The following is a 15,892-nucleotide window of genomic DNA, read 5'->3' on the forward strand; positions in this document are numbered from 1 at the left end:
TTACTCAGGCATAGCAGCATATAAAAGTGCTGACATACTGGTATTGTCCGATTGTCTTACGTATCTATATTTTTTCTTCCAAATCCAAAAGCCCTTCTCTTCTTCATAAGTAGAGAATGCAACACGCTTATTTGGCGCAAGTTGAGCTGACGCATTGGCGGTTGTTACTTTACCTTTTGACTGGTTAACAATGACTGAGAAGTGATCATAATTATCACTCATCAACATGGGATAGTGATATGGCCAAAAGTTTCTTACACCATCTTGGCTTGTTAGTTTTCCATCCATGCCAACACTGACACTACAACTATCGAACGCACCTGCTTGGTTTGCACCACATGCTGAGTGTGCTGCCACCACGCTATCATCGATACCCGGTAAAAATAGTTTAGTTGCGTTGATGAACAGATCACCATCAGCTACAAATCTTAATCTCGGTGTGCGCTCGCTCGGAAAGCTTGCCAATTGACGCGCATTATTCACTTTTAGGTCGTGCAATACACCAAGAGTCTGACCCACTGAGCGACCTAGCCATGCTCTCACAGCCGCTTCTACTACCGGGTTTGCCAAACCATTTGCCGCATTCACAGCCAAATCAGCCAGCTCACTACCACCTCCAGCACCTGCTACATCAAAAGTCGCAACAATGTTAAGCGGCTCAAGCCCTGCATTTTCTAACCAGTTTGCTTGATTATCAATGATATAACGCGTGACCAAATCACCCGTAGAGTGTGTCAAAAAAATACAACCTGGCTGACATACTCCTTGCTCAGACATTGTACGCAATTTTGGCCACAGATAATCGCTTGCGATTTTACCTTCTATACGCTCATAAGATGGCCAGTCTATGCGTTCATCCGCCAGTGCTCCCCAATAATCAGCCCAATAAGCCTGACCATCACTATCTATTTTCCTTGGATCAATTTCAGATAGTTGCTGTGATTGAAATCCATGAACTAAAACGGTTTTATATGCTTTAGCGCTGACATTGGCACTCACACCCATCAACGTTAACACAAAACTACTAACCAACATTTTCTTGATTAATTTCACTGACGTACACTCCATTTTTATTATATTAATGACGTAAACACACCAACGACTTCGTGTTTAGCTACAAAATAATTGCAAGTAAAAACTCAAAAATCAAATTTATGACGCAAATTTGTTTCAATTATTTAACTTTAAAGATCAAAAAAGGGACTATTTGTCGATCTTTAAGCCACAAATAATAGGGGCTAAAATTGAAACAAACGTGATATTTAAGTTAAAAATGGATTAAATTGTCGATTTGTAAACTTATATAGACGCAGGCTCGCAGCCTGTCGATTTGAAGCACTTGATTAGATAAAGAGGAAAGGAAGTAACTTATCCAGCTACTTCAACACGATTTCGTCCATGTGATTTAGCAAGATATAGGGCTTTATCAGCACACTCCACTAAGCTGTGCCAAGTCATTGTTTTACCATATAGAGCAATGCCAAAACTGGCACTGATGTGCTTTAAAACTTCGCCAGTTTCTTTGTCTTTAATAGACAGTTTTGCAATGTCTTCACGGATGCGATTAGAAAAACCGACTGCTTCACTGATGCTCGAAAAAGAGATCAAAATACAAAACTCTTCACCACCATAACGATACGCTTGACCTTGTGCATTACTGTGAAGCTGAAGCTTTTGTGCAACTTTACGCAGAACATCATCACCACGCTGGTGGCCAAACTCGTCATTAAACTGCTTAAAGTGATCTATATCTACGAAAATAAGCACTTTTTGAAGTGTGCTTGGCTCGTCACAAAATTTAATAATATCGTCATCAAACTTGCCGCGATTGAGAAGACCCGTGAGCTTATCAGTACTTGCTTTGGTTTGTGCGTCGGTCAACGTTTCCTGAAGCTGTTTAATCTCACTGTATGCAACTTCTAACTTCTTTTGAAAACACAGGGCGTTATGTTGCATAACAATAGACTCTTGTGTCAATTTCGACACATAATTGAGTACATCGTTATATATCTCAGGGCCTGATCCTAAATCTTGTTTCTTCAGTTGATGCAAGCCTACGTGGCATTCAGATAGCACAGCTGAAAACTCTTCAGAGCAGTTGAGCGTATTATTTATCTCTTGCTCAACACTAGAGAGCGTACCTTTGACCAGATCAGACATTTCGTGAAAAAGCGCTAAGTCTTGCTCGCTGAGAAACTCATCAAAGAGTGACTTAGCACTGTCAGGTGGACAGGTACCATGTTCAACCAAAATCTCGTCGAGTTTTCGGTTGAGATCAGGTTCTTTACCCAAGACATAACAGTACCAAATCGCATAGTTCATAGGCGATAATGGGATCTGGTATTTAACCATAAAAGGGACTGCTTGCTTTAAACAACTTGCAGACTGCGCAAAAGAGCTATTTTGTTCCATGTAAGACCCATCAAACCACGGCTAAGGCGGTATAATTATTAATTTTTGTTCTGCTTTGAGAGCCAAGAAATACAATACTAAATAATTAGAAAAAATTAATCAATCATGAATTTAACACTCTAATAACAACGGACTCCTGTACAAAAAACGCATACGAATTAAGTATAAATAATCACGCACGAATAATTTATGTAGCCAAACCATTAAACAGTACCTTTACAAGGTATTTGGTAATTGCATTTTAATCAACTCAATCTCGCTCAATCGTTTCTTTTTTGGGGTCAGCATCATCTCTTAGCATACTTTTAAATTGCCCTAACTGCCAAGGCCGCATCGCAAGTAATAAGCCTACCCCCTTACGCTTACTTAAAGGTAATTTAATATCTTGCTCATTAAGCTGCGCAATTTCTTTGGTTAGTTGCTGCAAGCGACGCTTTATCGTCGCTATCGTTGCATCGCTATAACTACCTCTTAAATAGAAACGATAGCTATCTTCTTGATTAAATTCCCCCTGTAAAAACTTACCTAACACCTGCTGCTCGATATATGACTCCAACGGCCCCCCTGGGATCCAGCTAAAGTCTTGTGCAATAAGTAATTTATATCGATTATTGGGTAACAGCTGAATCATTTTCAATCTATCTAGCTGTGCAAGGAGCCGTACACACTCAAGCGCTTCAATCTGATACCTCGCAACGATGTCTTCAAACCCCCAGCCGTCTCTCACACAGACCGCAACTAAAAAAAGCTTTGGATTATCCATCAGCTCTTGCTCTTGTTGGACGCTTAATTGGCTGATCTGTGATTGCTGTGACTGAGTCAATGAAAACAGGTCACACAAAGTTATCTCTAACAGTTCGCACATACTCTCAAGTTTTTGTAACGAAAATAAGTCATTAGAGAACATTCGCTTTATTGTTGCCTCACTTTGTTCAAGGTGTTCAGCGACATCCATGTAAGTGAGCTTTTTTTGCTTAAGTAGAGTCTTAATTGTATTGGAAACCAGTGGGATCTGACTCATGGTATTAAAATATGATACTAAAAGTATCTAATATTAATACATGGTATTAAATAATGTACAACTCCGTCCAGTTTGTTAGTTTAAGAAGTGACACAACGAAATATGGAGTTTTCACATGATTATTCAACATCTCAAACACGCTGCTTTACTGAGTGCTGCACTCTTTATCACACTGCCCAGTTTTGCATCTGACAACGCGTCAAATGCCAGCGCACACAGCAGTCATGCAATCAAATATAGTGCACTGGCAGCAACAGATAGTCTGGCAACCAGCGCGACAATTTCTACTGCGGTTGTAGCCGTACCCGCTGTGATATCTGGTGCGGTCTTACTTAGCGGCGGCGCTGCGAGTATAGCGATTGCAGGCAAAGCATTTGAATCAAAAAAGGCACAACCGCTCCCTATCAGTGATGATGTCATTATTGCAGGTCCACCTCCCTCTAATACACTATAAGGAGAAAGACATGGGTATATTAAAGCGCGTCGCATATTTGATGTTTGCCATGCAAAGCATGCATGCTACCGCGGGCAGTGAGCAATCAATTGAGCACCACTATTCGCCAAAAGACATAGCGCAGTTCGCTAAAAAGGTAGAGCGATATAGCGCAGCACATCATGCCCATGTGTTTATCATTGCAAGAGTCGGGCAACCGAGTAATACACTCCCTAAAGACGTCGAGTTTACGCATGTCGCTTTAGCCGTGTATTCGCAGATAACAATGCAAAATGGCGAGACAAAACTGGGGTATGCAATACATAACCTGTATCAAAAAGCAGATAACCCTGAAGTGAGTGAATTGCTCATTGACTATCCAACTGACTTTTTTTGGTCTGTACAAGACCTTAAAGCTGGGATTGCGATACCCACAGTGAACGTTCAAAAAAAGCTACTTGAAGCAATCAAAAATGATGTGGCGAAGCAGGTTCATAACCCTAAATACTCACTGATTGCTAACCCTTACAATAACAAAAGACAAAACTGTACAGAGCATACGCTCAATGTCATTAATGCCGCTCTTTACAAAACAACAGACATGAAACAGATAAAAGCAAATACGACAGAATATTTTCAGGCACAGCCGTTATCAATTAGTCGATTTAAATTGTTCTTCGGCTCGGTATTTAAAGATGACATTTATAGAAAAGATCACAGTGGTGATGTGCGCATAGCAACCTTTACCAGCATTCGAGATTACCTTAAACAATATGGTTTGCTAGCACATTCGGCGGTAGTAACGCCTGATACACCCATCAACACCCTAAAGGAAAAATAACGATGGAAAAACAGACTTCAACACAACTGTCTAACAAAGCATTTAACTTGGCATCGATGCTGGTTTTAGTAATTGGCGTAGCAACCTACTGCATAGGTTTATTTAACGCCTCTATGCAACTGAATGAAAAAGGGTATTATTTAGTGATCCTTTTATATGGACTGTTTTCAGCCGTTTCATTGCAAAAAAGCATACGAGATAAACAAGAGAATTTAAGTACATCTGCGATTTATCATATGCTGAGTTTAGTGTCGACAGGCAGCGCTATCGTATTCCTACTCATTGGTTTATATAACGCGGATTTGCTACTAAGTGAAAAAGGGTTTTATGGTATCGCCTACATTATGAGCTTGTATGCAGCGGTTGCGGTCCAAAAGAATATTAGAGATCAAGCATGTCACGCAGATGCAGAACACAATACTGAGCGCTTACAAGATGCACAACAAGCGTAGAATTAAAGCAAGCTAAAAATCAGCTGTTAATTTGCAAGACATCAGAAATCTATCATTGTGGGCCTCGACAACCTTAAAGTTATACTTTTGATATAAAGCCATGAGGTGAGGCTCACATTTCAAATTTAAAGATGACCAACCAAGTTCTGTTGCACGCCCCTTGGCAAAATTAACCAGTACTTCAGCCAAGCCTTTGCCACGAAAGCTATCATCCACATAGACGCCATCTAACCAACAACGTCCATTAATGAATTTAATTTCAGCAGCACCTGCAAGCTGCTCATTAAAGTGCACAACGAAACCAACTCGCTGCTCAGTACTGGAAAGCTTTGCAATGACGTCTGACAGGCTGCTATTTGGTCGCTGACTATCCCATTGCTTATAGTACCAATTTGCAACTTGTTGCAGCTCTTTAGAGTCTGCGAGCAATAACGTTACCCTTGTACACATTGCTTAATCTTAATTTAATGAGTTGAGAAGATGTATGTTTATACAAGATTTTATATCAGCAACACAACAACGAAGTGTCAAATTATGACTATATTAATTGCATTGTTTAGAAAAGACTAACGCGCACCGAAGTGCGCGTTATCATGACATGGTGAAGGGGCGACTCCAAGGATGTGTTACACATCAGAAACCCTTCACATGTATAAACGCAGCAGCCATTAAGTTGGATCAAAAAAATTTAATAATTTCTTTAACCGCTTAAATAACAAACAAAACCAAGGCATGTCATGTATTTATTGAGCTAATCTATGTTTTATAAGCCTTAGGTGTACGCCCAAACTTTAATTTAACGTTTTTCGCAAAGTGACCTGCGTGCATGTAACAAACCTCTTGAGCAACTTGCATAACAGGTAACTCAGTCAGCGCCTATAAACTTGCGGCACGATTGAGACGAAACGCTGTCAAACACGCAAACGGCGCGCTGCCAAACACCATTTTAAATTGCTGCTTCAGATCCTCAAAATCATCTCAATACCAAAAAGAAGCAACTATTACTTTTTTTGCGTCAGTGAATGCAGTGTTTGATTTAGAAATAGAATAAACAGCTGAGATGTTCGTTATCGTACACAGGCTACTTGCTCAGCCCATGTGTGATAGGCACTTTCTTTCTGCTTTTCAAGTTCATCCGTTAAGAATGAAAGAAAGACTTGCACTTTAGCAGGTAAATAGGTGCGCTTGGGATAAATTGCAAATACTCCATTCTCTATTTGAGGTGGCCTAAAGTGCGGGTACACAGAGACAAGATTACCTGATTCTAAGCCTGCTTTTGCCAAAAAATGCGGTAATTGTGCAAACCCTAACCCATCCTCACACATAGCAACCATCATTTCACCATCATCCGTAATATGGCTTGGTTCAAGGTCATACAGCGTATAGTCACCATGTTCATCAGGCAAATAAACTGGTTGTAATTGCTGCGTTTCCTTTATGCGAAACCCTATCCAATGATGTGCTTTAAAGTCACCTCGCAGCACAGGCGTGCCATTTTTGGCTAAATAGTCTGGTGAGGCACAGACAAAAAAGTCCATGGGGCTGAGCCTTTTCGCAACTAACCGGCTGTCTTTGACAAAACCTGTTCGAATGGCAATGTCCACCCCTTCGTCAATAACATCAGTATGCAAGTCATTGATTTGTAGTTGAAGTTGAATATCAGGGTAACGCGCACAAAATTCGGCCAATATTGGCCGTAAATACAAGTGTCCATAACATACTGCCGAATTTATTTTTAACACCCCGCTTGGCGAGTCATTCAAGTGCTTAAGTTCTCCTTCACACGCAGAGAGCTCTTGTAACAATTTACGAGCTGTAGACAAGTATTGCTTACCTGCATCAGTTACACTCAATTGCCTCGTTGAACGCTGGATCAACGTGACTTGAAGCTGAGTTTCCAAACGGCTAATTGCTTTACTCACTGCGGATGGATCCGTATTACACGATGCAGAAGCAGCAGCAAAACTCCCCGCTTCACAGGTCGCTACAAATAACTCCAATGCTCTTAACTTATCCATCTGACACTTTCCTTATTTTTTACCCTAATATACCAACTTGACTCGTGAATTATATTCATGGCTGATAAGTATTTTCTGCTATTTTTCCATCTATGACGCCTTCGTACACTAAGCCAACCATTTTAAAGTACTATTTTGGAGGCTAAGTTTTGCGACAATTCAACAAGGATACACCAGACAAACAACCGTTGTGGCTATATTTTGCGGTTGCTTTCATTGCTATGTCAGGGCTCTCTTATATCAATTTTTTACCGGGTTTAATGAATGCCCTGGCAATTGGCTTAGGGTATACAGAAAGCCAAGCTGGTCAAGTAGTTGCACTCAATGGTTATGGCGCTTTACTTGGCACTGCGCTGGCTATTTTAAGTGTGAAATATATACATTGGAAACCGACGATTATCAGTGCCATGTCTGTATTACTGCTTTTGGAGTTGACCACGCCCGCGATTATTAGCTTTGACACCTTGTTGGTGTTGAGGTTTGCCACAGGTTTTGCAGGTGGGCTGGCCGTTGGCGTGTCATTTTCTGTGCTTGCAAAAATGTACAACACAAATCGGGCTTTTGGCTTTTTATTATTTATTCAATTTATCATTGGTGCATTGGTGATGTTCACACTACCACGACTTGAACTTAACTTTGGTGCATATTCTGTATTTTATATCATGGCGACAATTGCGGCCTTAAGTATTTTAATGGCAATAAGTATTCCTGCGGGGCGTTTTACAACTCACATTAAATTACAAGAAAGTCATACAAGAGCAAGAGCACTTGGCCTTTCAATAACGATCATGCTGGTCATTTTTATTTATTTAACCGCAGCCAGCGCACTTTATGCTTATGTCGGTTTAATTGGCATAAAAGCGAGCTTAAATGAAACACAAGTGAGTAGTTATATTGCTTTTACAGGGTTATTAGGTCTGTTGGGCGCGATGATCCCCATGATACAAGCGCCATGTATAAAAAGACGGCCACTGAGCATAATCAGCGTTTTATTATGTCTAATTGCAGTACTTTTGTTACTTCAGCCAACCATCTCCATAACGGCCTATGTTGTCGCACTGGCTCTATTCTTCTTTTCTTGGCCTGCGGTGCAATCCTTTTTGTTTGCGGCGATTGCTGACATCAGCCCCAGTGGGCGCTTATCGACAATAAGTTCACTCGTGTCTTCTATCGCGATGGCATCAGGGCCCATGCTAGCCGCTTTTTTAATAAAACCAAGTGACTATAGCCTGATGCTCATAGTGTGTGCATCGCTATTTGCGCTTTGTGCAGTCATTTTATATATGCCGCTCAAAACAGCGCCTCCCACAAAGGCGCAATCGACCTCCACCCTTACCACACAAGCTAAGTGATAAAAGGAAGTATCATGATCAGGTTTTTGCTTAATAAACAGATACAAGATATGAAATCAAGATACGATTATGATGTGCAATATATGGAAGATATTTTGCAATCTAATTTGGCCGCTTTTATCAAATATTGGGGTTTTACCAACATGTCATCCCATAACATGCAGGTACCTATTGCCCCGTTATTTGCAGCACGCATACGCACACTCGTCAATGAAGACTGCGGGCCTTGCATACAGCTTGCTGTCAATCTGGCATTGGAAGCTGGATTAGACGCGGCGCTTATTGAACAGATTATAAAAAACCAACAAGATAAAGTGCCTAAAGAGGTAGCGCTTACCATGCGTTTTACCGAGTTGGTACTGGCCCATGACCCAGATGCTGATGACCTCAAAACACAAATTGTTTCACTTTGGGGTCAACCTGGGCTAATCACATTAAGCTTTAGCATCAGCACCTACCGCGTATTTCCAACGCTCAAATATGCGCTCGGCTATGGCAAAACCTGCCACAAAATTGAGATAAATAAGGCGGTACATAAACCGAGTTAACTTTAAAAAATACGTCTGTTCTTGCCCACTTTAGCCATTAACAGTGGGCTCAAAAACCCCGTTTGAACCAAGATTAAAATACCCCATTTGCATTGTTAATTTTGCCGCCCATAAACAAGTTATACAGTCGCATAGACATATCTAATGGCTGTATCGCATCCCAATGCTCTACCAACCTACCCTCTCTCACAGTCCACGTATCTATGATGTTCATGCCTTTTGTGTCATCACCACGATGCTTTGCTTTTAATGTCGCATGAGAATGAATGATCACTTGTTCACCATCCACAAACATGCGTTTGACGTCATAGCTAAACTCAGGTGCTAATTTCACAAAGTCTTTCAGTGTTTTTACCACACCACCGATACCATCAGCCATTGTACGGTTGTGCTGCTTGTATTGATCTGCGCCAAAACGCGCGATGACTTCGTCAAAGTTGTGATCGTTCATCAGTAACTGCACAAATTCGGCCACAGCTTGGGCATTACCAAGCTCCTCTGCTTGCCAGTGAGATTGAGTTAGCGCTTGTAAATTGATCTGTGGAGTACTCATTGTTCGCCCTTAAAACTTGATTTAAGCAAGGCTTTAATCGCCTTGCACTTAACTTTTAAAATGCAAGTTAAATTATTTGATTGCAAAATGCAAGTGATTTATTATGTATGGACATCGAACAAAGAGACCTATTATGACCAAACGTTCTGACTGCCCTATCTCTAATGTGCTTGATATAGTTGGAGATAAATGGAGTTTACTGATCATCAGAGATCTGATGTTTTTTGGTAAACATTCTTACTCTGAATTACAAAATTCAGAGGAGAAAATGGCCACCAATATTCTTTCAAGCAGATTGGAAAAACTAGAAACACATGGACTTATTAATAAGCAGCCAGATAAAAAGGACAAACGAAAAAAAGTTTATCAACTGACTGCGTCAGGCATTGATTTGCTGCCTATTCTTTTAGAAATGATTTTATGGAGTGCTAAGCACGCCCCTGAGCTAACTATACCAACCCAGTTAGTCGAGCGTGCCCAAAGCGATAAAGCAGGTTTAATCGATGAGCTCATTGCCAATATTAATCAATAATATACAGCCTTATGTCGCCTTTTATTGCAAAGATAAACGTTCGACGATGGCAGTAGTCCCTGTCGCCCCTGCCTGTGTTGCGCCACCAAGCAGATAAATATGATTGTTTAAGCTTACCGCACCAAGCCCATGGCGTGTTGAAGTCATAGGTACCGATTCTGTACGCCACTGGTCAGTCATCAGGTTGTATCGCCAAACACCATCGAAAGTACGTGTTCTCATTTCACGCTTACCACTGCTATTCGTGATATAGGTATATTCTTCACCACCGAATACATAGATATGACCATTAATGACAGCACTGGCAAGCCCAGCACTTGCTTGTGGCATGGACGCAAGATTGTGCCACTGGTCATGCTCAGGGTCATATCGCCACAAAGTATCTAAATTCTTAAAATCATTCGCGTTAATGCGACCACCCATTACATACCACTGATTATTAATCACCACGGATGTTGCTGAATTACTGGCGATTGGTAAGGGTGCAGCTTGCTGCCATGTATCACCCTTTAACACCCAATGCGCATTGGTATCACTCAACTGACCATCGATCAAAGTTCGACCACCAGCAACATGCACTTGACCATTTATCACGCCGTACACTGACTCACCCATGGGTATCGGCAATTCGGGACCGATTTGCCATGTATTATATATATTGTCTAGTTTAAAGACTGTGCGCTTTACTTGCCACGCATCACCCTTTGTTGCGTCAAATCCGCCAATAGCAAATAACACATCGTCATTCGCTATCAGTCCTAAGTGATGACGAGGTGCAGGCAGTGACGCGCCGAATTCCCACATTTTCTTATTTACATCATACACATAAGTATTTTTAGAGGCCGATAGGTGTGCTAGGACAGCTAAATTTGGAGCAGTTTGCTCAAATGCCCCCGCCACATATACTTTGCCATCAAATACAGCTGGATACACCTCCTGTAAAGGTGTTGGTAAAGTTGCTATCAATTGCCACTTGATGCTGTTAGGAGCTGTAATAGTTCTCTCAATTGAACTTAACGTGCATGCCTGTAGTACGATGACGCAAATAGAAACGATAAGAATCGCATAAGCTGTGTTGTTCATAAATCAATTTAGTCGAGGCTTTGTTCACTGAAGTAAATCATAGTTGACTTTTTATGACTGTGATTTTTTTCTTAAATCCCAGTTTATCTATATAAATTAGTAATATAGAACCTAGACACTCTCTTGCAAGTAAGCAATAATTTGCTGTCTTTGAGCAGATGAAAAAGCATAATAGCCAAAGTGAATTGTATTTTTTGACTTACCAATAACGCTGACTTGCTTACCCAAAAAGCCGTATGTGATTTTAAAGTGCTGAATATCTGAGCGACGCACTGTGCGAGTTTCTTCCAACCTGATCAGCTCAAGATGAGACTGACTGAACTTCATCCCAAGCTCAATTGCTTTATTCTCACCCGTATTTAACATCGTCTACCAAGTAGGATAAATGATAGCAGCTAGTAGGATAATAACGAGCGCCACATACACTTGCGCTAGGTTGATTGACAAATCAAACACGAAATACGCCGTGCTTATGATACAAATCTGAATCATGCAAACCAGTTAATCTTATATATTCTGTCAACCAAGTTTTGCAGATGCGACTGCACTAGCAGTTCGTCCATACGACTCCTTGTCAAAACTAGTTCACCGGCGGCACACACCACTTTCACAACGTGATTTACCCGTCAATAAATAAGAGATCCGATATCGATTTTTGGCAAACATCAAATACAATTTATCTGCCACAGGTTTAATCAGGGGCCAGCGCAAAGGCGCATATAGCCAACCCATACCAACCAACTGCCAAGCTCGATGCGTCACGTCCAAGCCCAGCAATAAAAGACCTTTATCATCCAATGCATGCAGGACCAAATTGGCTTGAGCTGGGTCTATATCTGGATAATTTACAAAGTCATCACTGTAAATGTCCACTGTTTTGATATGACCTGATTTGTCACGCTTTATCAATGCAGACATTTCCTTTACACACAGAGGGCAGGTACCATCGTAAAAAATCGTTAGTTTGTTCATATTTTTCACTCTTGTTTACTACCCGATACGTACTTACACAACAATCAGATCATCATGCTCATTTTGAATAAAAGCTAATTTAGAGAAAGTTATTCTTAGGTCATATGACAATATATTTCCTCTAAGTATTGTATTAAAATACACAGTGCTTGTGCATCAAAAAGAGCCTCTATTTAGTGGCTCTATTACATTCGACTTGGCGTGATGACACTGACTTACGTGTTATCACTATCTGCCACCAAAAACATCTGGTGAGCCACCCTCATTAATACAACGAAAATATGCACTGTTAATAGAACCATCACTATACGCCTCTTCATACCACAAGAAGACGCCATTTTTGTAACATACAACATAAGTGGCTTCTTGTGCAGTTGAGATAGTAGGTAGAGACATAGCCACAATCGCAGCCAATGCTGTAAGTGTCGTTTTAATCATTATGTATCTTTTCTTATGCCAATGACATAAAAGGTAAAAACCACACAAAAAGAACAATAAAACAAAAAGAAATAAAATGTAAAATGTTATTTTTTGTTGGGCATTAAAACTATTTTCGTCTTTTTTAGAACTCTCCCGTCTTATAAGTGTTAACCATTTTGGAGATGTATATGCACTATCTAAAAGCCCATTCATTCGATTTACTATATCCAACCAGCGTACTCAATACACAAAAGCCAAAAGTATTGATTTTATATGGCTCACTCAGACCTAACTCTATCAGTAAAAAAGCAGCCATCGAAGCGGGAAACATACTGACTTATATGGGTGCTAAAGTGAAATATTTTGACCCTCAAGACTTGCCTTTATTTGACCATGGAGCAAACTCAGAACATCCTAAAGTCAAAGAACTTCGAGACTTAGTTACTTGGTCAGAAGCACAAGTTTGGAGCTCTCCAGAGTTACATGGCAACATGTCTGCGGTGCTCAAAAACCAAATAGATTGGATCCCACTTTCCATTGGTGCTGTTAGACCGACGCAAGGTAAAGTACTCGCCGTAATGCAAATAAGCGGAGGCTCTCAAAGTTTTAATGCCGTTAATAATATGCGTATTTTGGGGCGCTGGATGCGTATGCTCACCATTCCTAACCAATCATCAGTGGCAAAAGCGTATAACGAATTTAATGACGATGGCACCATGAAACCTAGCAGTTACAGAGATAGAATTGTCGATGTGATGGAAGAGTTGATGCGATTTACTTATTTGACTCGAGACCATAAAAACTTTCTAGTAGATAGATATAGCGAGCGTAAAGCACCCGTTAAGCAGCAAGCGAAATTAAGCTCTGCAATGGCGGATATCGTCGAATCAAAAACACCAAATGAAAACAAGCAGGTTTCATGCTGCTAAAATATATGAGCAATAGTAGCCACTATTGCTCTTTTGAGAATTAAACATGACCATTGATGAAATCTGGCAAGAATATAGAAGCGGTTTAAAAGCCTTTTTACATAGTAAAGTCTCTAACCCAGATGATGTACAAGACTTACTGCAAGATGTTTTACTTAAAACACACATCGCCATGCACACTATTAACGAAAAAAGCAGTATCAAAGCATGGCTCTTTCAAGTTGCACACCATACTGTGATCGATCATTACCGCAAAAATGGACAAGAAAAACACCTTCAATCTCTTCAGTTATGGTACGAACCTGATGAGAGAAACATCAAAATGGAGCTTGCACAGTGTATCCGACCATTTATTCAAGCGCTGCCAGAGAAAAGCGCATCTTTGCTGGAAGAAGTTGAACTTGAGGGTAAAACTCAAAAACAACTCGCTCAAGAGTTATCTATCAGCTACTCAACGGTTAAATCTCAAGTGCAAAAAGCGAGAACTGAGCTGAATGACGTATTTCATGCCTGTTGTGAATATGAATTGGATAAACATGGTAACCTTATTGAATATCACCCAAAAGCGGACTTTAATATACGCAATTTAAAGTCGGCAAATAAATAAGGGGAATATAAATACGTACCAGGATTTAATTTACTTTTTGAAGTTTTGAATAAGCACCTGCTGATAAAATGCGCTAAATTACAGACTTATCATTTTGGGATCGTCAACTTTTGTCCAACATGGATAATGTTAGATTTCAGTCCATTCTCTTTTTTAAGAGCTGATAAAGAGACATTATACCGCTGTGCAATCAGCGATAACGACTCTCCATTTGCTACCTTGTGCACTGGCACGTTTTTACTCGCTAATAAGGAGCCTTTAGGTGGGTATTGATTAAAATAATTTAAAATTGCATTAGTTATAGCCACCGCCAACTTTTTTTGATGAGTTGGGTTATTTAAGTTTTTTTCATCTTTAGGGTTGGAAATAAAACCCGTTTCAATAAGGACTGATGGAATATCCTGCGCTGTTAATACAGCTAAACTCAACCCTACTGGCTTTTTCTTATGTAACTTAGTGACCTTTTTTAACTCTTTTAAAGCTTTTGTGGCGAAAACATAACTGCTTTGCGTCGTAAACTCTTTGGTCATATCAGCAAGGATCACTGCCAAATTATCATCTTGTGTATTTTTGATTATTTCTCCCGCGCCCCCGAGCAACTGCGATTCCTTTTCACGATTGGCAATAACCTTTGTAAACTCCGAATTCGCTCTTCGTGCAGATTGTACTAATACAGAGGCGCCATTCGGTTGAGAGGAAGTAAAAGCATCTGCATGGATTGAAATCAATAAATCCGCTTTGTGCTTTCTTGCCATTCGAGGTTTTCTTTCATGTCTGACAAAATAATCACCGGTCCTGATCAGCACGGCTTTCATACCTGAATGCGCATTAAGTTGAGCAGCTAACTTTTTAGCAATCGCTAGTGTTACATGCTTTTCATAGCTTCCGTTATATCCGATGGAGCCTGGGTCATCACCGCCGTGTCCAGCGACAATTGCAACGACAACATCTCTATTTTCCTCAACGGTCTTGCTTTTTACCGTTTGTTTCGCTGTGACGGTATCGTGTAACTCAACCACTAATCTATGACCATATTGACCGGTTGGAGCCAAAGGAAAAACAACTAATTTATACGTACTTTCTAACTCCAGAACAATACGTTTGGATGCTTTATTTTTGGGTGTACTTGCACGCACTTTTTTGACCCGATGATCGCGTTGAGTCAAGTTTTTAAAGTTAATTTCAGAGCTACTATTATTAAAATCAATCACTAATCGATTGGGAGACCGTAGACTAAAGAATGAGTAATCTGGCTTGTCTTTTAAATCAAAAACCACCCGAGTGCTTGAAGGGGCAGACCAGAGCCGTACCGATTCTATCCCATTTTGAGCATATACTTGTGTACTATTGATGGCCACTAAAACTAAAGCGAGCGCTATAACTGAACTTGCTAACCATTTTTTGAATTCTAAACTGATTTTCAAAGCGTGCCCTTTATAGCAAACATACTGCATTAATATAGATTATATTAGTAAAATAAATAATGTAAGTGAACTTAATTCGGTGAAGTGCACAAGTCATCATGCTTAGGGCTGAATTTTATCAGAAGCGCTTCTTTAAATGCTAAAATAGATGTACACCTTTCTTAATCATCACTGTGTAAATTTCAACATCTCAGGTAAGTTACTCAGTACTTAGCTTCAGTTTCAGATAAAGGTTATTTCAGGTGACCTAATTGGATACTAAATAAAAATGCAAAGCTTGAAAAGGCCTTGCATA

The 15,892-nt window shown here is 40.2% G+C and carries 20 protein-coding genes; 8 read left to right on the forward strand and 12 right to left on the reverse strand.

From position 1 onward, the window contains the following. From N473_RS20065 to N473_RS20075, 3 genes are all read right to left on the reverse strand, one after another. A complete protein-coding gene (locus tag N473_RS20065) occupies positions 1 to 1,035 on the reverse strand; it encodes a hypothetical protein (protein ID WP_419555165.1) in 1,035 nt (344 codons plus the stop codon). A gap of 333 nt (positions 1,036 to 1,368) precedes the next feature. Next, on the reverse strand, positions 1,369 to 2,412 hold the full coding sequence (locus N473_RS20070; protein WP_039610799.1) for a GGDEF domain-containing protein: 1,044 nt from the start codon (positions 2,410 to 2,412) through the stop codon (positions 1,369 to 1,371). A 250-nt stretch (positions 2,413 to 2,662) separates the two neighbouring features. After that, complete coding sequence (locus tag N473_RS20075) at positions 2,663 to 3,433, reverse strand: helix-turn-helix domain-containing protein (RefSeq protein ID WP_063369465.1); 771 nt, start codon at positions 3,431 to 3,433, stop codon at positions 2,663 to 2,665. Positions 3,434 to 3,548: 115 nt separating this feature from the next. On the opposite strand from N473_RS20075, the gene N473_RS20080 reads away from it, so the two are divergent. The 3 genes from N473_RS20080 to yiaA are packed head-to-tail and all read left to right on the forward strand — an operon-like array spanning position 3,549 to position 5,159. After that, positions 3,549 to 3,887: a hypothetical protein gene (locus N473_RS20080; RefSeq protein WP_063369466.1), complete on the forward strand. Its 339-nt coding sequence runs from the start codon at positions 3,549 to 3,551 to the stop codon at positions 3,885 to 3,887. A 10-nt stretch (positions 3,888 to 3,897) separates the two neighbouring features. After that, entirely contained in the window at positions 3,898 to 4,707 is an 810-nt protein-coding gene (locus tag N473_RS20085; protein ID WP_063369467.1) for a DUF2145 domain-containing protein, read from the forward strand. A 2-nt stretch (positions 4,708 to 4,709) separates the two neighbouring features. After that, on the forward strand, positions 4,710 to 5,159 hold the full coding sequence (gene yiaA, locus N473_RS20090) for an inner membrane protein YiaA (protein WP_063369468.1): 450 nt from the start codon (positions 4,710 to 4,712) through the stop codon (positions 5,157 to 5,159). Between the two features lie 12 nt (positions 5,160 to 5,171). Here yiaA and N473_RS20095 read toward each other — a convergent pair whose 3' ends face one another. From N473_RS20095 to N473_RS20100, 3 genes are all read right to left on the reverse strand, one after another. Then, the gene (locus N473_RS20095; RefSeq protein ID WP_063369469.1) at positions 5,172 to 5,609 is read right to left on the reverse strand and encodes a GNAT family N-acetyltransferase; all 438 of its coding nucleotides are present in this window, start codon (positions 5,607 to 5,609) and stop codon (positions 5,172 to 5,174) included. A 306-nt stretch (positions 5,610 to 5,915) separates the two neighbouring features. Beyond that, a complete protein-coding gene (locus N473_RS27010; protein WP_419555167.1) occupies positions 5,916 to 6,032 on the reverse strand; it encodes an AraC family transcriptional regulator in 117 nt (38 codons plus the stop codon). 194 nt (positions 6,033 to 6,226) lie between these two features. Continuing rightward, a complete protein-coding gene (locus N473_RS20100) occupies positions 6,227 to 7,177 on the reverse strand; it encodes a LysR family transcriptional regulator (RefSeq protein ID WP_063369470.1) in 951 nt (316 codons plus the stop codon). A gap of 149 nt (positions 7,178 to 7,326) precedes the next feature. On the opposite strand from N473_RS20100, the gene N473_RS20105 reads away from it, so the two are divergent. Together N473_RS20105 and N473_RS20110 are read left to right on the forward strand one after the other, a co-directional pair. Continuing rightward, entirely contained in the window at positions 7,327 to 8,529 is a 1,203-nt protein-coding gene (locus tag N473_RS20105) for an MFS transporter (RefSeq protein WP_063369471.1), read from the forward strand. Between the two features lie 14 nt (positions 8,530 to 8,543). After that, on the forward strand, positions 8,544 to 9,077 hold the full coding sequence (locus N473_RS20110) for a hypothetical protein (protein WP_063369472.1): 534 nt from the start codon (positions 8,544 to 8,546) through the stop codon (positions 9,075 to 9,077). Between the two features lie 73 nt (positions 9,078 to 9,150). Here N473_RS20110 and N473_RS20115 read toward each other — a convergent pair whose 3' ends face one another. Further along, a complete protein-coding gene (locus N473_RS20115) occupies positions 9,151 to 9,630 on the reverse strand; it encodes a nuclear transport factor 2 family protein (RefSeq protein WP_063369473.1) in 480 nt (159 codons plus the stop codon). A 133-nt stretch (positions 9,631 to 9,763) separates the two neighbouring features. Between N473_RS20115 and N473_RS20120 the strand changes: the two genes are divergently transcribed. After that, entirely contained in the window at positions 9,764 to 10,162 is a 399-nt protein-coding gene (locus N473_RS20120; protein ID WP_081221308.1) for a winged helix-turn-helix transcriptional regulator, read from the forward strand. Positions 10,163 to 10,183: 21 nt separating this feature from the next. Here N473_RS20120 and N473_RS20125 read toward each other — a convergent pair whose 3' ends face one another. The 4 genes from N473_RS20125 to N473_RS20140 form a co-directional block, all read right to left on the reverse strand. Beyond that, positions 10,184 to 11,245 carry a Kelch repeat-containing protein gene (locus N473_RS20125; RefSeq protein WP_063369474.1) on the reverse strand — a complete coding sequence of 354 codons (1,062 nt, stop codon included), beginning with the start codon at positions 11,243 to 11,245 and terminating at the stop codon, positions 10,184 to 10,186. Between the two features lie 111 nt (positions 11,246 to 11,356). Beyond that, on the reverse strand, positions 11,357 to 11,611 hold the full coding sequence (locus N473_RS20130) for a hypothetical protein (protein WP_063369475.1): 255 nt from the start codon (positions 11,609 to 11,611) through the stop codon (positions 11,357 to 11,359). 219 nt (positions 11,612 to 11,830) lie between these two features. Next, positions 11,831 to 12,217, reverse strand: coding sequence for a thiol-disulfide oxidoreductase DCC family protein (locus tag N473_RS20135; protein ID WP_063369476.1), 387 nt, complete (start codon positions 12,215 to 12,217; stop codon positions 11,831 to 11,833). A 228-nt stretch (positions 12,218 to 12,445) separates the two neighbouring features. After that, positions 12,446 to 12,655 carry a hypothetical protein gene (locus N473_RS20140; protein WP_063369477.1) on the reverse strand — a complete coding sequence of 70 codons (210 nt, stop codon included), beginning with the start codon at positions 12,653 to 12,655 and terminating at the stop codon, positions 12,446 to 12,448. A 170-nt stretch (positions 12,656 to 12,825) separates the two neighbouring features. Here N473_RS20140 and arsH point away from each other — a divergent pair, with 170 nt between their 5' ends. Both arsH and sigZ read left to right on the forward strand, forming a co-directional pair. After that, on the forward strand, positions 12,826 to 13,566 hold the full coding sequence (gene arsH, locus N473_RS20145; RefSeq protein ID WP_063369478.1) for an arsenical resistance protein ArsH: 741 nt from the start codon (positions 12,826 to 12,828) through the stop codon (positions 13,564 to 13,566). 46 nt (positions 13,567 to 13,612) lie between these two features. Continuing rightward, positions 13,613 to 14,173 (forward strand): RNA polymerase sigma factor SigZ, encoded by a 561-nt coding sequence (gene sigZ, locus N473_RS20150; protein ID WP_063369479.1) that lies wholly within the window; start codon positions 13,613 to 13,615, stop codon positions 14,171 to 14,173. Between the two features lie 89 nt (positions 14,174 to 14,262). On the opposite strand, the gene N473_RS20155 is transcribed toward sigZ, so the two are convergent. Further along, positions 14,263 to 15,597, reverse strand: coding sequence for an N-acetylmuramoyl-L-alanine amidase (locus N473_RS20155; RefSeq protein ID WP_231099610.1), 1,335 nt, complete (start codon positions 15,595 to 15,597; stop codon positions 14,263 to 14,265). Positions 15,598 to 15,892 lie beyond the last annotated feature (295 nt).

Origin of the sequence: Pseudoalteromonas luteoviolacea CPMOR-1 (assembly GCF_001625685.1) — a bacterium.
In the GTDB taxonomy this organism is placed as follows: Bacteria; Pseudomonadota; Gammaproteobacteria; order Enterobacterales; family Alteromonadaceae; genus Pseudoalteromonas; species Pseudoalteromonas luteoviolacea_K.

Coding starts and splice junctions, on each gene's coding strand:
- N473_RS20065 (WP_419555165.1), bottom strand. CDS start 1,035: ATGTTGGTTAGTAGTTTTGTGTTAACGTTGATGGGTGTGAGTGCCAAT.
- N473_RS20070 (WP_039610799.1), bottom strand. CDS start 2,412: ATGGAACAAAATAGCTCTTTTGCGCAGTCTGCAAGTTGTTTAAAGCAA.
- N473_RS20075 (WP_063369465.1), bottom strand. CDS start 3,433: ATGAGTCAGATCCCACTGGTTTCCAATACAATTAAGACTCTACTTAAG.
- N473_RS20080 (WP_063369466.1), top strand. CDS start 3,549: ATGATTATTCAACATCTCAAACACGCTGCTTTACTGAGTGCTGCACTC.
- N473_RS20085 (WP_063369467.1), top strand. CDS start 3,898: ATGGGTATATTAAAGCGCGTCGCATATTTGATGTTTGCCATGCAAAGC.
- yiaA (WP_063369468.1), top strand. CDS start 4,710: ATGGAAAAACAGACTTCAACACAACTGTCTAACAAAGCATTTAACTTG.
- N473_RS20095 (WP_063369469.1), bottom strand. CDS start 5,609: ATGTGTACAAGGGTAACGTTATTGCTCGCAGACTCTAAAGAGCTGCAA.
- N473_RS20100 (WP_063369470.1), bottom strand. CDS start 7,177: ATGGATAAGTTAAGAGCATTGGAGTTATTTGTAGCGACCTGTGAAGCG.
- N473_RS20110 (WP_063369472.1), top strand. CDS start 8,544: ATGATCAGGTTTTTGCTTAATAAACAGATACAAGATATGAAATCAAGA.
- N473_RS20115 (WP_063369473.1), bottom strand. CDS start 9,630: ATGAGTACTCCACAGATCAATTTACAAGCGCTAACTCAATCTCACTGG.
- N473_RS20120 (WP_081221308.1), top strand. CDS start 9,764: ATGACCAAACGTTCTGACTGCCCTATCTCTAATGTGCTTGATATAGTT.
- N473_RS20125 (WP_063369474.1), bottom strand. CDS start 11,245: ATGAACAACACAGCTTATGCGATTCTTATCGTTTCTATTTGCGTCATC.
- N473_RS20130 (WP_063369475.1), bottom strand. CDS start 11,611: ATGTTAAATACGGGTGAGAATAAAGCAATTGAGCTTGGGATGAAGTTC.
- N473_RS20135 (WP_063369476.1), bottom strand. CDS start 12,217: ATGAACAAACTAACGATTTTTTACGATGGTACCTGCCCTCTGTGTGTA.
- N473_RS20140 (WP_063369477.1), bottom strand. CDS start 12,655: ATGATTAAAACGACACTTACAGCATTGGCTGCGATTGTGGCTATGTCT.
- arsH (WP_063369478.1), top strand. CDS start 12,826: ATGCACTATCTAAAAGCCCATTCATTCGATTTACTATATCCAACCAGC.
- sigZ (WP_063369479.1), top strand. CDS start 13,613: ATGACCATTGATGAAATCTGGCAAGAATATAGAAGCGGTTTAAAAGCC.